The organism is Curtobacterium oceanosedimentum, assembly GCF_020297365.1.
Taxonomy (GTDB): Bacteria; Actinomycetota; Actinomycetes; order Actinomycetales; family Microbacteriaceae; genus Curtobacterium.
The window spans coordinates 14,254-28,777 of the sequence record NZ_JAIXIG010000028.1 but is presented as its reverse complement, the minus strand read 5'-3'; the positions used below and the strand labels follow the sequence as shown (position 1 = coordinate 28,777).

The window sequence follows — 14,524 nt, the reverse complement described above, 5'->3', positions numbered from 1 at the left end:
GCACCCGACAGGAGCACCGATGAGCACGAACGACGCCGCCGCCTGGCGGTTCGAGACCACGCAGGTCCACGCCGGGGCGCAGCCGGACCCGACGACCGGTGCCCGCGCGACGCCGATCTACAAGACGACCTCGTACGTGTTCGAGGACTCGGACCACGCCCGCGACCTGTTCGCGCTGGCCCGGCCGGGCAACATCTACTCGCGGATCATGAACCCGACGAACGACGTCGTCGAGCAGCGCATCGCGGCGCTCGAGGGCGGCTCGGGGGCGCTCCTGGTGTCGTCGGGGCAGGCGGCGGAGACGTACGCCGTGCTCAACATCGCCGGCGCGGGCGACCACATCGTGTCGTCGTCGTCGATCTACGGCGGCACGTACAACCTGTTCAAGTACACGCTGGCGAAGCTCGGCATCGAGACGACGTTCGTCGAGGACCAGGACGACCTCGAGGAGTGGCGTCGAGCCGTCCGCCCGAACACCAAGCTGTTCTTCGCCGAGACCATCGGCAACCCCAAGATCAACGTGCTCGACATCACCGGGGTGAGCGACGTCGCGCACGAGTCCGGCGTCCCGCTCATCGTGGACAACACCATTGCGACGCCCTACCTGATCCGGCCGTTCGAGCACGGGGCGGACATCGTCGTGCACTCGGCGACGAAGTTCCTCGGTGGGCACGGCACCGTGATCGGCGGGGTCATCGTCGACTCCGGCCGGTTCGCCTGGTCGGAGCACGCCGATCGGTTCCCGGAGTTCAACACGCCCGACCCGTCGTACCACGGGGCCGTCTTCGCCCAGGCCGTCGGCAACGAGCTCGCCTACGTCGTCAAGGCACGCGTGCAGCTGCTCCGCGACCTCGGCGCGTCGAACTCGGCGGACACCGCGTTCACCCTGCTGCAGGGCATCGAGACGTTGTCGTTGCGCATCGAGCGGCACGTGGCGAACGCGCAGGAGATCGCCGAGTGGCTCGACCGGCACCCCGACGTCGCGACGGTGTCGTACGCCGGGCTGCCGACGTCGCCCTGGTACGCGGCGGCCAACCGGTACGCGCCGAAGGGCGTCGGTGCCGTGCTGTCGTTCGAGCTCAAGGGCGGGGTGCCGGCAGGCAAGGCGTTCGTCGACGAGCTGCAGCTGTTCTCGCACCTGGCGAACATCGGCGACGTGCGCTCCCTCGTCATCCACCCCGCGTCGACCACGCACTCGCAGCTCACGCCCGAGCAGCAGCTGACGACCGGGGTCACGCCGGGGCTCGTCCGACTGTCGGTCGGGATCGAGAACGTCGAGGACCTGCGGGCCGACCTCGAGGCCGGGCTCGCCGCGGCCCGTGCCGTCGCGCAGGAGGGCCAGCGCGCCTGACGCCGGTCGCCCGGGCGTGCGCGCGTGCCCGGGTGCGAGCGCGTCGATACGAGTGCATGTTCCGACGTCCCACGTGTTGATCGACGCGTGGGACGTCGTCCGTTGCACACGCATCCGGTACGTGTGTATGTTCCGACGTTCCACGAGTCGATCGACGCGCACGATGTCGGAACATGCACACACACGGAGCGGCGAGCGCGACCCGGGCACGCGCCGGGCGTGACGTAACACGGCGGCGGCGACCCGCGCCTCCCGGCAGACTGGACGCACCATGGACTGGCAGACGACCCCCGAGGACTCCGTGCCGTCCACCCTGGTGCCCGGCACCGAACTCGGCACCCTCGGCAAGCCGCCCGTCACCGGTGCCTGGCGTCCGGGTGACCACCCCGGGGCCCGCCGGTTCGAGGCCCTCGGTGAGCAGTGGGTGCGGGGCGGGCGGCTGCCGGCCGTCCGCGTCGCCTACGAGACGTGGGGCACGCTCGACCCCGAGCGGAGCAACGCCGTGCTGGTCCTGCACGCCCTGACCGGGGACTCGCACGTCGCCGGAGCACCCGGGCCGGGGCACCGCACCGCCGGCTGGTGGAACGACGTCGTCGGACCCGGCCTGGCCATCGACACCGACCGCTGGTTCGTCGTCGCGCCGAACATGCTCGGCGGCTGCCAGGGCACGACCGGACCGTCGTCGGTGGCGCCCTCCGGGGGCGAGTGGGGCTCGCGCTTCCCGTTCCTGACCATCCGCGACCAGGTCGAGGTGCAGCGGCAACTTGCGGACCGGCTCGGCATCGAGGTCTTCGCGGCCGTCGTCGGCGGGTCGATGGGCGGGATGCACGCCCTGGAGTTCGCCGTCACGCACCCGTCGTGCGTGCAGCGCTTGGCGGTCCTGGCGTCGACCGCGCAGACCACGGCCGACCAGATCGCCGCGAACTCGCTGCAGCGGGCCGCCATCCAGATGGACCCGGCGTTCGCGGGCGGCGACTACTACGAGGCCGAAGCGGGCGAAGGACCGCACCGTGGTCTGGCCCTGGCGAGGCGGATGGCGCTGATGACCTACCGGGCGCCGGACGAACTCAACGGCCGGTTCGCCCGGTCGTGGCAGAGTGACGTCTCACCGCTCGGCGACGACGGACGGTTCTCGGTGGAGAGCTACCTCGACTTCCACGGCAACAAGTTCACCCGGCGGTTCGACGCGAGCTCCTACGTCACGCTGACGCACGCGATGGACTCGCACGACGTCGGTGCCGGACGGGGCGGGGTCGCCGCAGCGCTCGGGCAGGTGACGGCCCGCACGCTCGTCGTCGGGGTGTCGAGCGACCGGCTGTTCCCGATCGAGGACCAGCACCGCATCGCGGCCGGGGTGCCCGACGCCCTGGACGGCGACGAGGCCGCGGTGATCGACAGCGAGTTCGGGCACGACGGGTTCCTCATCGAGCACGAGCAGGTCGGGGCGCACCTGCGGCGGCTGCTCGAGGCCTGAGCGGCGGCGGCGCGGCTCCGCGGTCGGCGGCACGGTCGCGGCCATGCGGCAGCGGTGCCGGGCGCAGCCGCGCGGCAGCGGTGCCGGACGCAGCCGCACACCGCGGCTGTGCCAGCGTCGCCGGACGCCACCGCAGTAACGATCTCACTGCATCCGACACGACCTGGCGCGCCGGAGACCCCTCAACGGGTGTCGCGCGTGGAATGATGGCTGGGAGTTCGGCGCTGACCGACGCTCGGTTTCCCGTACCACCCAGACCGTCACCGACCAGGACATCGATGGACTTCATCGCAGAGGAACGCGACCGCTTGCTGCGGTCGACGACCCGTGTCGTGGGCGTCGTCTGCGCGCTCCTGAGCGTCGTCGGCATCGTCGCCGCCGCGGCCGTGCCCGCGCCGTCGCTCACCGCGGGTCTGCTGTGCATCGCCGCCATGGTCACCGCGCTCGTGTTCTTCGGCCGTTCCGGCGCGGTCAGGTGGACCGCCGCGATCGTCACGACCGGCCTCGCGGCGATGCTGCTGCTGTTCTTCGGCGTCGACGACCCCGTGCGGCCGCTCATCGCCAGCGCCGTGATGCCGCTCGCCGCCGGCGGGATGTCGTCACCCCTGATGGCGCAGCGCGGGCACCCCACCGGCCTCGGCATCACGATCGCCGGGGGCGTCGCCGTCGTCGTCGTGATGGTCTGGGGTTCCGGGTCGGTGCTGTCGACACCGGTCAGCGGCGCGCTGCTCGGCTGGGTGCTCATGGCCGTCGTCGCCGTCTGGATCTCGCGCAGCATCCCCCGCGTCGCTCGTCGCATCTACACGATCGGCTCGGCCCACCGCGCGGAGCGACAGGCGAGCGAGACCGAGGCCCAGCGTCGCCAGGGCGCCCGGCTGCTCCACGACACCGTCCTGGCCACCCTGACCCTGCTGGCGCACTCCGGCGTCGGGGTGTCCGACCAGGCGATGCGCGAGCAGGCCGCCGAGGACGCCCGGCTCCTGCGCCACCTGCGACTCGGCGCGACGCCGCAGCCGCAGTCCTCCGGCGACTACTCGCTCACCCGCGAAGAGGAGTCGCCGCTCGGGCAGACCCTGGAGTCCGTCAAGCAGCGCTTCGGCCGGATGGGGCTCGAGGTCAGCTGGCACGGCACCGGCCAGGTCCTGCTGCCGTCGAACGTGCTCGACGCGTTCCTGCTCGCCCTGGGCGAGTGCCTCGAGAACGTCCGCCGGCACGCCGGGGTCGGCGAGGCGCACGTGACGATCGTGCACGACAACGAGATGGTTCGCGCCATGGTCACCGACTCGGGCGTCGGCTTCGACCTCACCACCGTCAGCGCTGAGCGTCTGGGCTTCAAGGAGAGCGTCGTGAACCGGCTGCGCGAGGTCGGCGGCGACGCCAAGCTGTTCTCCGCGCCGGGTTCCGGCACCACCGTCGTGCTGGAGGCACCGCGATGACCAGGGTCCCCGAGGACACCATCGGCCGACGGCTTCCGGGCGAGACCGCGCCGCCCGCACCGCGCACCCGGCGGGAGGCCCGTGAGCGGTACCGGACGAGCGAACGTCGGCAGGCCCGCGGGCTGCCGTCCACCTCGACCGGCGCCCGTTCGCTGCGCCAGGCGGCCAAGCCCGGTGCATCGCTCGGCGCGGGGTACCTGGGCCTCGGTGCCGCCATCCTCACCGCCATCGAGGCCGTCGCCGGCATCGCGTTCTTCCTGATCCGGTGGGACGAGTACTCCGATCCGCTGCTGCCGGCCGCCGCCTGGGGCCTGTACATCGTCGCCGCAGTGATCGTCGGACTGAGCGTCCTGACGTACGGGGAACGCCTGACCGGGCCGGCGTTCGCGCTCATCTGCGTGGTGCTCGCCGGCGTGGTGGCGCTCGACTTCGTCGGCATCTGGCCCGAGCACGACATCGCCCACACCGCCACGGCGTCGATGGCGGCGGGCTTCGCGCTGCTGCCCATCGCGACGCTCCGGCCGGCTCGCGAGGTCGCGGCGGCGATCACGGTGCTCGGCCTGGCGTTCGTGGTGATGGCCGCGGTGTCCACGCCGATCACGGCGGACACCCTGCCCGGCATCGTCTCCCTGCTCTCGCTCGTCGTGGTGCCGCCGGCGATCGCCCTGTACGTCGTGCAGCGGTTCCGGCAGCTCGTGCAGCGCGAACTCGACCGCGTGCTCGTGCAGAGCAACGTGCAGGCGCCGCAGTTCGCCGTCGGCATGCTGGCGTCCGACGAGCTGGCCCGGCTCGACCTGGCCGCCGAGAAGCTGCTCGACGCCGTCGCGAACGGCACCGACCCGCTGCCGCTGTCCGACGCCTCGAGCTCCGTCGCCGCCTCGCTCGCCACCGAGCTCCGGCTGCACCTCATCGAGGGCCGCCGCGAGACCTGGCTGTACCACGCCATCACGGAGTCCGACCACCTCGGCCGATCGGTCAGCGTCGCCGACCCGACCGCCCTCGCCGGCCACCTCTCCCCCACGCAACGCGACGGCCTGCTGCAGGCGCTCTGGCAGATGGTCGGCGACGGCCGGACCGCCCAGCCCGGCATGCCCGTGGTCTCGGTGACGCTCGGCCCCATCGGCTCGGACGGCCACCCGGTCTCCGACGAGACCATGGACGTACCCGTCGTCATCGAGTCCCGCGGCGTCCCACGGCGCAGCCTCGGCCCGACGGCGTGGAGCGCACTGCAGCGCATCGGCCCGTACACCGAGACGGTGCGGGACGGCGCGCTCCACATCGTCGCGCACTGCGTTGTCAACCGACATCCGTCGATGTAGGCGCGGGACACCCGCACGCCTGCACGTCAGCTGAACCCGTTCCTCCTAGGATCGGTGGAGCAACCGCACCGAGAAAGGACGCCAGCATGGCGACTCCAGAGGAACCCATCCGACTCGCACTCGTCGACGACCACAGGATGCTGCTCGGCGCGCTCACGGAGTGGATCCGCAACGCTGCGGACGACATCACCCTGGTCGCCGCCGTGACGACCTGGCCCGAGCTGCTCACCAGCCCGGCGTTCCCCGTCGACGTGGTGCTGCTCGACCTGGACCTCAAGGACTCCATCCCGGTGTCGCTGAAGATCTCGACGCTCAAGACCGCCGGCGTGAAGACCGTCGTGATGAGCACCTACTCCGAGCCGAACGTCGTGCGCGAGGCCCTCGGCGCCGGTGCCCTCGGCTACCTGGTGAAGAGCGAGGACGCCGACATGATCGTCGAGGCGATCCGCTCCGCGCAGCGCGGTGAGCAGTACGTCTCCGCCGAGCTCGACCTCGCCATCAACAGCGGCGACGTCGGCGGCGTCCCGAAGCTCAGCGCCCAGGAGCGCCGCGTGATGGCCCTGTACGGCGGCGGCGAGCCCGTCAAGAGTGTCGCCTACCAGCTCGGCATCTCCGAGGAGACCGCGAAGAGCTACCTCAAGCGCATCCGCGAGAAGTACCGCGTCGCCGGCTTCGACGTCGGCACGAAGGTGGCACTGCGGAAGCGTGCGATCACCGACGGCATCATCGTGCAGGACGGCAGCCCCCTCAACCTGTAGCCCGCTGACTGCCCGCTTCGTGAGCAGGAGAGGTCGGGTCCCGTCACGGGACCCGACCTCTCCTGCTCACCATGGGCGGTCTGCCGCACCACGTGACGGACGGGAGGCCCGGTGCGGCGCCGCCCCGGGCCTCCCGTCCGGCGGGTGGGCACGCCCACCCCGCGTGGTCAGTGGATCGGGACCGGTGCGGTGATCGGGCCGGTGCTCGGCGACGAGGAGCGCAGCTCGGCCCGGCGCGAGGTGCGACGCTCGATGGAGTAGCTCACCATCGTGACGAGGACGCCGAGCAGCGCGAGGACGATGCCGAGCCAGCCCGGCGCGAGGAACCCGAAGCCGGCCGCGATGACCGCGCCACCGAGGGCGGCGCCGAGCGAGTTGCCGATGTTGAAGGCCGAGTGGTTGAGTGCCGCCGCGATCGTCCGCGCGTCACCGGCGACGTCCATCAGGCGCGACTGCACCGCCGGCGGGATCGCCGACGACGTCGCTCCGAGCAGGAACGCGCCGAGCAGCATGCCCCAGAGCCACTGCGCTGTCAGCACCGTGACGAGCAGGGCGCCGATGAGCGCGAACATGCCGACGTAGATCGTGCGCTTGACGCTGTGGTCGGCCAGGTACCCGCCGAGCACCCCGCCGACGACCATGCCGACACCCACGACGACGAGGACGATCGGCACGAACGACTCCGGCATGCCGGTGACGTTCTGCACCAGGGGCGAGATGTACGAGTAGACCGCGAAGAACCCGCCGAAGCCGACGGCGCCCAGGCCCATCACGATCCAGACCTGCGGCACGCGGAACGCACGGAGCTCACGGCCGATCGTGGCGTGCTCGTCGCGGGCGCTCTTCGGCACGAAGGCCGCCACAGCCAGGAACGTCAGCGCGAACAGGGCGGCGACGACGCCGTACGCGACCCGCCACCCGGCGACCTGTCCTACCCACGTGATCGCCGGGACCCCGACGACGTTGGCGACGGACAGGCCGAGCAGCACCATCGCGATGCCCTTGCCGCGCTTGCCCGGGCCCATCATGTCGCCGGCGACGATCGACGCGATGCCGAAGTACGCGCCGTGCGGCAGACCCGCGACGAAGCGGGCGACGAACACCAGGCCGAACGAGGGCAGCAGCGCACTCGCGACGGTCGCCAGGACGAACCCGACCAGCAACACGAGGATCAGGCCCTTGCGCGGGAACCGCGCGGACATCGCCGCGATGGTCGGTGCGCCGACGACGACACCCAGGGCGTAGGCGCTCACGAGCCAGCCGGCCTGCGCGATGCCGGCGTCGGGATCCGCGCCGTACTGCTGCGGCAGCAGGGCCTGCGCGATGTTCGGCAGCAGTCCCATCGCGACGAACTCGGTCGAACCGATGGCGAACCCGCCGAGGGCGAGCGAGACGAGCGCGAGGGCGCGGCGCGCGGGCGTGAGCTGTGACATGGGGCCTGTTCTGTGCGGGAGGGAGATCGAGGTGTCCGCAGTGCGGGACCGCGGCGATCGGGAACGCGGCGACGGCTGCAGCCGGATCGGCAGACCGGTCCGCGCAGCGCGTGTGACGACGGTCGATCACGCCGTCACGACCGGGGTGCCGGTCCGGGTTCAGCGACGAACGGGACGGTCCGGGTGGCGTCGTGGGCGACTGCCGCGACGACCCGGTCCCAGCAGTGTAGACCGCTCCAAAGGGCGAACGGAAGCGCGCTCCGGTACCGTGGCCGGAACGGGCTGCGCTCCCGGCGGGGGCTCCTGGCGAGCACCGGGACGCTGCGGTCGAACGATGCGCACGACACGGACGGGGACGGTGGACCGGTGACGCGGAGGAACAGCGCAGGGTTCATCGGAGTCCTGACCGTGAGCGCCCTGCTGCTGACAGCCTGCTCGTGGGTGCCGGCCAGGCCGAGGCCCGGAGACGTCCGGCAGGGATTCGTCGGCACGTGGGCACAGGACGACTGGTCCCAGTCGGTGTTGGTGCTGGACGAGGACGGGACGTTCCGGGCGCGGGACTTCCCGGCTTCCCTGGTCTGCGACGACTCGGGGAACGGCGGGTACCCGCTCGACGCCTGCAGGTCCCGCCCGAGCACCGTGTCGGCCGACGGCACGTGGGCCCTGGCCGAAGGGCAGTTCGGCGTGGTCCGGCTCGACAGTGGCGAGAAGTCGTTCGCCACCGCGTACCGGCACTCCACGAGCTTCTTCGGCCACGGCTTCGTCCTCGGGTTCTACACCGGGTCGCTCGAACAGCCGGAGCCGGACTACGTCTTCGAGCGGGTGCAGCAGCGCGCGAACGGCGTGCACGGGGACGTCGAGCGCTGAGAGCACCGGCCCGACCCGTGACGGTCAGGCCGCGCGGCGGTCCTGCCCGGCATGACCGCTCGACGCGCCCTGCAACTCGGGCAGCTCGTCACGGTGCACCCATCCCGTGCCGCACTCCGCGCAGGTCGCCCACGCGTTGTCGCCGTGCTCGTCCGTGTCGATGACGACCGTTCGCAGGTCGCAGTCGGGGCACCAGCCGTCGTGCATCATCACGCGCTCCTCGTCGTTCTCGGGGCCACCGGACGTGGCTCGATGCACACCATGAGACACCCGACCACCGACATCCGAGCGACCCCGGCGGCGTGTCGACGGCACCGCTGATCGATGATGGTGCCGTGCACACCGCCATGACCGTCCTCGCGTCCTGTCCCGCCGGGGCGTCCGCCCGCTGCGAGGACGTGGCGAACCCGCTCGAACTCGTCACGGTCGTGGTGCTCGTGCTCGCGGCGATCGCCCTGCTGACGGTCGCCGCTGTGCACGGCACCGACCCCCGTCGCCGGGAACGTCCGCGCCGGCGCCGCTGAGGGCTACTCGCCGAGCGCCTGCTCGAGCCGCTCGAGCTTGCCGTCGATCTCACCGGTGTGCCCCGGCCGGATGTCGGCCTTGAGCACCAGCGACACCCGCGAGCCGTACGCCCCGACGGCCTCGGTCGCGCGCTTGACGACGTCCATGACCTCGTCCCACTCCCCCTCGACCTCGGTGAACATCGACGAGGTCCGGTTCGGCAACCCGCTCTCGCGCACGACCCGCACGGCGGCGGCGACCGCGTCGTGCACGGACCCGTCCGACTGCGCAGCGGTACCACCGGACGGAGCGACGGAGAAGGCGACGATCATGCGTCCATCCTGCCCCGCTCGGGCACACCGCGCACCGGTGACGTCGCGCGCCCGGCGTCGCCGCCGCGCAGCCCCATCCGCACCAGCACCACCACGCCCCACACCATCGCAGCGATGACGAGCACGTTCCGCAGCGTCAGCACCACGAGGATCCACGGCTGCACGGCGAGCACCTGGTCGTAGTACCCGGGGTAGATCAGCTGCGTCAGCAGGGCCGTCGGCAGCGCGAGCAGGGCGACGGGGACGAACCGTCGGGCGCTCGGCGACCCGGCGGCGAGGCCCCAGACGATCGGCACCGCGAACCAGCCGATGTACTGCGGCGACCCGACCTTGTTCGTGGCGACGAGCGCGGCGACGAACAGCAGGGCGAGCACGGGGGCGAGTTCGGCACGTCGGGCACCGCGGTGTGCGGCCCATAGTGCCAGCAGCACCCCGGCGACGACCACGGCGGCCATCAGCGGTGTGGACACCGCCGCGGCGGCCCGGGTGCCGGCCCCGGACACCTCGAACGTCAGGATGTCCTGGTTGTAGAAGACCGCCGCGCCCGGGGCCCCGGCGGCCGCTGCCCACATGAAGGGTGTGGCGAGCGGCGACTCGATCTGCAGCGCCCGGCCGGTCTGCTCGCCGACGAAGGACAGCAGGTACGGCGCACCGCCCCACAGCACGTCGACGAGCACGATGAGCGCGCTGAGCACGAGCGCCCCCGCGAGCACGCCGCGTCGCTGCCCCCGCCGCAACAACAGCACCGCCACGAGTGCTGCGGGCCACACCTTCGTCCAGGCGCCGGCGGTGAACAGCGCCGAGGCGACCGCGGGCCGCGACGCGACGAACGCCACCCCGACGAGCGCGAGCACCGTGGCGACGGTGTCGATCCGACCGAGCGCGATCGGGCCGAGTGCCAGCAGGAACAGCAGCCACCACCAGACGACCCGCACGCCGCGCACTCCGGAGCGACCGGACGACCCGACGCGCGCCCGGAACCGCCACAGGAACGCGCAGGCCACGGCGTCGAGCAGGACCATGAGCAGCAGCCACCCGGTGCCGATCGACGCCACGCCGCCGAGCGCCGCGGCCGCCATCGGCACGATCGCCAGGATCGGGTAGACCCACTCCCCGTCGATGCCCACCCAGAACCCCGCGGACCGGCCGGTCTCGATCCAGCGGCTGTAGGTGATCGTCACGTCGCCCAGCGGCAGGTTCGTCGACACCGTCGTGAGCCACCACAGGAACGCGTGCACCGCGGCGAACGCCAGCACGAACCCGACGCGTTCGATCCACCGGTCCGCCGTCCTCTGCACCGGACGAGCGTAGCGGCCGCACGCACGGCTCCCCCGGGAAGTCCCAGCCTCCCCGCAACATGACGTGTCACCGTTCTGCTCGTGACCACCGAAACCCCGCGCAGGCACCGCAAGGCCGTCATCTGGATCTCCGTCGTCGTCGCCGTCGTCGTGCTGGCGGTCGTCGCCGTCGTCGTGGCGACGAACGTCTACTCGAGCAGTGAGAACGCGAAGGCATCGGCCGCACCCTCGGTGGCCGCCACCCGCGAGGCGTCGACGATCGAGACCGACGACCTCTCCGGCACGTGGACCGTCGGCGGCGACTCCGAGGCCGGGTACCGCGTGCACGAGGTCCTCAACGGCTCCGACGTCACCGTCACCGGCCGCACCGACAGCGTCTCGGGCACCGCCACCGTCGACGGCACGAGCATCACCGCGGCGACGATCACCGTGCAGGTCGCCGACATCACCACCGACTCCGAACAGCGCGACGCCTACTTCCGCGACTCCGCGATGGACGCGGCCGCCTTCCCCGAGGCCACGTTCGAGCTCACCGAGCCGATCGCCGACGCGGTCCCGAGCGGATCCGACACGACGACCGTCTCGGCCCCGGGCAAGCTCACCCTGCACGGCGTCACGAAGGACGTCACCGCGGAGCTGCAGGTCGGCCTGAGCGGCGACGGCGTCGACGTCTCCGGCTCGGTCCCGGTCACGTTCTCCGACTACGGTGTGCAGGCCCCGAACCTCGGGTTCGTCAAGGTCGACGACGCCGGCTCCGTGGAGTTCCTGGTGCACGCGACCCCCGCGAGCTGACGTCCGCAACGCGTGTTGCGCCCGTCACGTGACCGCCGACGGCCTGGAGGCGCGGTGCCAGCTGGCACCGCGCCTCCCGTCCGCCGTGTCCGGGGCGCACCCGCCATGTGATGCGTGCGCATGTTGCGACCTTCCACCTGTCGAACCCGAGGTGCCCCGTCGCTGGATGCGCACGTACCCATTGCGTGCGCATCCTCCGACAGGACACGCGTCGATCACCTCGTGGATCGTCGGAAGGTGCACGCGCACCGACCGCTACCCGCGCGCGTCCCCGTCCACGACCAGGTCTCGCACGACTCCCGGCAGCTCGGCGATGAGCGTCGTCATGGGGAACGGCCCACCGCCGGACGCACGACGCGCCGCGATCCCGTGCACGACCGCGGCCGACGCGGCCAGGTGCGCGAGGTCCGACGGCGTGAGCGAGGAGTCCGCGGCCTCGGCGGCCCCCTGCCGGGCGGCGACGAGGGCGCCGAGCACCCCGCCGAGCACGTCCCCGGCGCCGGCGGCGGCGAGCCACGGTGTCGCCGAGGACGCCACGAGCCGCACCGAGCCGTCCGGGGTGACCACGTGCGTGCGCTCACCCTTGAGCAGCACGACGCTGCCGGTCTGCTCGGCGGCACGGAGCGCTGCGGCGGCCGGGTCCCGCTCGATCCCGTCCCGGTCCACGCCCAGCACCGAGGCGAGCTCGCCCGCGTGCGGCGTGAGCACGGCGAGCGGCCCGAGGTCGACGAGCGGGATCGCGCCGGCGTCGACCACGACGGGGACACCGTCGTCGGATGCGTGCTCGAAGCCGGACGCCGTCGTCTCGTCGAGCTCGTCGAGGGACCCGGCCGAGATCCCAGACCCGACCAGCCAGGCCTGCACGCGGCCGAGGCCGGAAACGACCTCGGGGCGGCGGGTGAGCACGTGGTCGGTGGCCCGATCCGGCCCGACGTAGCGGACCATGCCGACACCGGTGTGCACGGCGGCGTCGACCCCCATCACCGCGGCACCGGGGTACTGGTCGGAGCCGGTCGCGATGCCGAGCACCCCGCGGCGGTACTTGGTGGACTCCCCCGTCGGCGCGGTCACCCACGCGGCGGCATCGGACGGTCGGACGGGCACGAAGTCGTTCACCGGCCCCACGTTACGGTGGAGCGCATGAGCCTGTTCCTGCGTGATCGTGTGGTGGTCTTCGACTACGGCGAGGTGATCAGCCGGACGCCGCACGCCTCGCGGGAGGCCCTGGTCGACGCCACGGGTGTCCCGGCCGACGAGCTCTTCCCGGTCTACCAGGAGCTCCGGCACGACCTGGACCGCGGTGACCTGTCCGTCGTGGCGTACTGGCGCGCGATCGCCGAACGGACCGGACGCACCTGGAGCGTCTCCGACATCCACCGGTTCTGGGCGATCGACTTCACCGGGTGGTTCGAGGTCGAGCCGGAGACGCTCGCGATCGTCGAGGAGCTGCACGACGCCGGCACCCGCGTGGCGCTGCTGTCGAACGCCGGCTTCGACTTCGGCGACCCGTACCGTCGGTCCCCGATGGGGTCGCTGTTCGAGACCGTCGTGGTGAGCGCCGAGGAACACGTCCTCAAGCCCGACGCATCCATCTACCGCGACACCTGTGCGCGTCTGGGAATCGAGCCGGGTCAGATGGTGTTCGTGGACAACAGGGCCGAGAACGCCGCCGGTGCAGAAGCGATCGGGGCGGTCGGCCACCACTACACGTCGCCGGCGTCACTGCGGTCGTTCCTGACGGGACTGGCCGAGGCACCGGCCCCCGTCCTCTGAGGAGCCCGCGTGACGCACGCCCTGTTCGACCCGATCACCGTCCGTGACCTGACCGTCCGCAACCGCATCTGGGTCTCCCCGATGTGCCAGTACTCGGTCGACCAGCAGGACGGCGTCCCGACCCCGTGGCACCTCGTGCACCTGGGCGGGTTCGCCAAGGGCGGCGCCGGCGCGGTCGTGGTCGAGGCGACGGGCGTCGTCCCCGAGGGTCGGATCACCCCGCAGGACCTGGGGCTGTGGAACGACCAGCAGCGCGACGCGTTCGTGCCGATCGTCGACTTCCTGCACCAGCAGGGCGCCGCCGCGGGCATCCAGCTCGCACACGCCGGTCGGAAGGCCTCGACGTACCGCCCCTGGGAGACCACGCACGGCACCGTCCCCGCCGACCAGGGCGGCTGGAGCACCGTCGCGCCGTCGGCCGTGGCCTTCGACGGCTACGACGTGCCGCGCGAGCTCGCCGTCGAGGACGTCCGCGTGATGGCGCTCGCCTTCGCCCAGGCCGCCCGGCGTGCGGTCGAAGCCGGCTTCGACCTGGTCGAGGTCCACGCCGCGCACGGGTACCTGCTGCACCAGTTCCTGTCCCCGCTGAGCAACCAGCGCACCGACCAGTACGGCGGGTCGCTCGAGAACCGCGCACGGGCGCTGCTCGAGGTCGTCGACGCGGTCCGCGCCGAGGTCGGCGAGGGCTTCCCCGTCGTCGTCCGGTTCTCGGCCACCGACTGGGTCGAGGGCGGCCTCACGCTCGAGGAGACCACGACCGTCGCGCGCTGGGCGGCCGAGCACGGCGCCGACATGGCCGACGTCTCGACCGGCGGCAACGTCGCGAGCGCACCGATCCCGGTCGGCCCCGGCTACCAGGTGCCGCACGCCGCCGCGGTCAGGCGGGACGCCGGCATCGGCACGATCGCGGTGGGCATGATCTCGAACGCCTTCCAGGCCGAGCAGATCGTCGCGACCGGACAGGCCGACGTCGTGATGATCGGACGCGAGATGCTCCGCGACCCGTCGTTCGCGCTGCGTGCCGCCGTCGAGCTCGGGGTCTCGGTCGACTACGAGCCGCAGCAGTACCACCGCGCCCGCGTCACCGGGTGACCACGCCGTCGTTCTCGACCGATTCCCGGGGAGCCGCCCCCGCAGGGAGTACGATCGACAGCACTGTGGACGATCCCCCGAATAGTTCTTCGCCT

15 protein-coding genes are annotated in these 14,524 nt (G+C 72.1%); 10 read left to right on the top strand and 5 right to left on the bottom strand.

The window, feature by feature from the left end; genetic code table 11:
• Positions 1 to 19: 19 nt before the first annotated feature.
• The 5 genes from LEL83_RS12755 to LEL83_RS12735 all read left to right on the top strand — a co-directional run bounded on the left by LEL83_RS12755 (position 20) and on the right by LEL83_RS12735 (position 6,338).
• Positions 20 to 1,351: a bifunctional o-acetylhomoserine/o-acetylserine sulfhydrylase gene (locus LEL83_RS12755; protein ID WP_225559092.1), complete on the top strand. Its 1,332-nt coding sequence runs from the start codon at positions 20 to 22 to the stop codon at positions 1,349 to 1,351.
• A 271-nt stretch (positions 1,352 to 1,622) separates the two neighbouring features.
• Positions 1,623 to 2,825 carry a homoserine O-acetyltransferase MetX gene (metX, locus tag LEL83_RS12750; RefSeq protein ID WP_225559091.1) on the top strand — a complete coding sequence of 401 codons (1,203 nt, stop codon included), beginning with the start codon at positions 1,623 to 1,625 and terminating at the stop codon, positions 2,823 to 2,825.
• 278 nt (positions 2,826 to 3,103) lie between these two features.
• A complete protein-coding gene (locus LEL83_RS12745) occupies positions 3,104 to 4,261 on the top strand; it encodes a sensor histidine kinase (RefSeq protein ID WP_225559090.1) in 1,158 nt (385 codons plus the stop codon).
• Positions 4,258 to 5,580: a hypothetical protein gene (locus LEL83_RS12740; protein WP_198656064.1), complete on the top strand. Its 1,323-nt coding sequence runs from the start codon at positions 4,258 to 4,260 to the stop codon at positions 5,578 to 5,580. Before LEL83_RS12745 ends, LEL83_RS12740 begins: the two co-directional genes overlap by 4 nt.
• An 86-nt stretch (positions 5,581 to 5,666) precedes the next feature.
• Positions 5,667 to 6,338: a response regulator transcription factor gene (locus tag LEL83_RS12735; RefSeq protein ID WP_198656065.1), complete on the top strand. Its 672-nt coding sequence runs from the start codon at positions 5,667 to 5,669 to the stop codon at positions 6,336 to 6,338.
• Positions 6,339 to 6,505: 167 nt separating this feature from the next.
• Here the strand turns inward: LEL83_RS12735 and LEL83_RS12730 are convergent, their stop codons facing one another.
• Positions 6,506 to 7,771: an MFS transporter gene (locus tag LEL83_RS12730; RefSeq protein WP_225559089.1), complete on the bottom strand. Its 1,266-nt coding sequence runs from the start codon at positions 7,769 to 7,771 to the stop codon at positions 6,506 to 6,508.
• Between the two features lie 408 nt (positions 7,772 to 8,179).
• Here LEL83_RS12730 and LEL83_RS12725 point away from each other — a divergent pair, with 408 nt between their 5' ends.
• Positions 8,180 to 8,638, top strand: a complete 459-nt coding sequence (locus LEL83_RS12725) for a hypothetical protein (RefSeq protein WP_225559088.1) — start codon at positions 8,180 to 8,182, stop codon at positions 8,636 to 8,638.
• A gap of 24 nt (positions 8,639 to 8,662) precedes the next feature.
• Here the strand turns inward: LEL83_RS12725 and LEL83_RS12720 are convergent, their stop codons facing one another.
• Entirely contained in the window at positions 8,663 to 8,848 is a 186-nt protein-coding gene (locus LEL83_RS12720) for a hypothetical protein (RefSeq protein ID WP_225559087.1), read from the bottom strand.
• A 125-nt stretch (positions 8,849 to 8,973) separates the two neighbouring features.
• On the opposite strand from LEL83_RS12720, the gene LEL83_RS12715 reads away from it, so the two are divergent.
• The gene (locus tag LEL83_RS12715; RefSeq protein WP_225559086.1) at positions 8,974 to 9,162 is read left to right on the top strand and encodes a hypothetical protein; all 189 of its coding nucleotides are present in this window, start codon (positions 8,974 to 8,976) and stop codon (positions 9,160 to 9,162) included.
• Positions 9,163 to 9,165: 3 nt separating this feature from the next.
• On the opposite strand, the gene LEL83_RS12710 is transcribed toward LEL83_RS12715, so the two are convergent.
• On the bottom strand, positions 9,166 to 9,474 hold the full coding sequence (locus LEL83_RS12710; protein ID WP_225559085.1) for a thiamine-binding protein: 309 nt from the start codon (positions 9,472 to 9,474) through the stop codon (positions 9,166 to 9,168).
• Positions 9,471 to 10,772: a glycosyltransferase 87 family protein gene (locus LEL83_RS12705; RefSeq protein WP_225559084.1), complete on the bottom strand. Its 1,302-nt coding sequence runs from the start codon at positions 10,770 to 10,772 to the stop codon at positions 9,471 to 9,473. The genes LEL83_RS12710 and LEL83_RS12705 overlap by 4 nt, the downstream gene beginning before the upstream one ends.
• A gap of 81 nt (positions 10,773 to 10,853) precedes the next feature.
• On the opposite strand from LEL83_RS12705, the gene LEL83_RS12700 reads away from it, so the two are divergent.
• Complete coding sequence (locus LEL83_RS12700) at positions 10,854 to 11,564, top strand: YceI family protein (protein WP_225559083.1); 711 nt, start codon at positions 10,854 to 10,856, stop codon at positions 11,562 to 11,564.
• 255 nt (positions 11,565 to 11,819) lie between these two features.
• Here the strand turns inward: LEL83_RS12700 and LEL83_RS12695 are convergent, their stop codons facing one another.
• Positions 11,820 to 12,680 (bottom strand): ADP-dependent NAD(P)H-hydrate dehydratase, encoded by an 861-nt coding sequence (locus LEL83_RS12695; RefSeq protein WP_225559082.1) that lies wholly within the window; start codon positions 12,678 to 12,680, stop codon positions 11,820 to 11,822.
• Between the two features lie 24 nt (positions 12,681 to 12,704).
• Between LEL83_RS12695 and LEL83_RS12690 the strand changes: the two genes are divergently transcribed.
• Positions 12,705 to 13,337, top strand: a complete 633-nt coding sequence (locus LEL83_RS12690) for an HAD family hydrolase (protein WP_225559081.1) — start codon at positions 12,705 to 12,707, stop codon at positions 13,335 to 13,337.
• A 9-nt stretch (positions 13,338 to 13,346) separates the two neighbouring features.
• Positions 13,347 to 14,429: an NADH:flavin oxidoreductase/NADH oxidase gene (locus LEL83_RS12685; protein WP_225559080.1), complete on the top strand. Its 1,083-nt coding sequence runs from the start codon at positions 13,347 to 13,349 to the stop codon at positions 14,427 to 14,429.
• Positions 14,430 to 14,524: the final 95 nt, after the last annotated feature.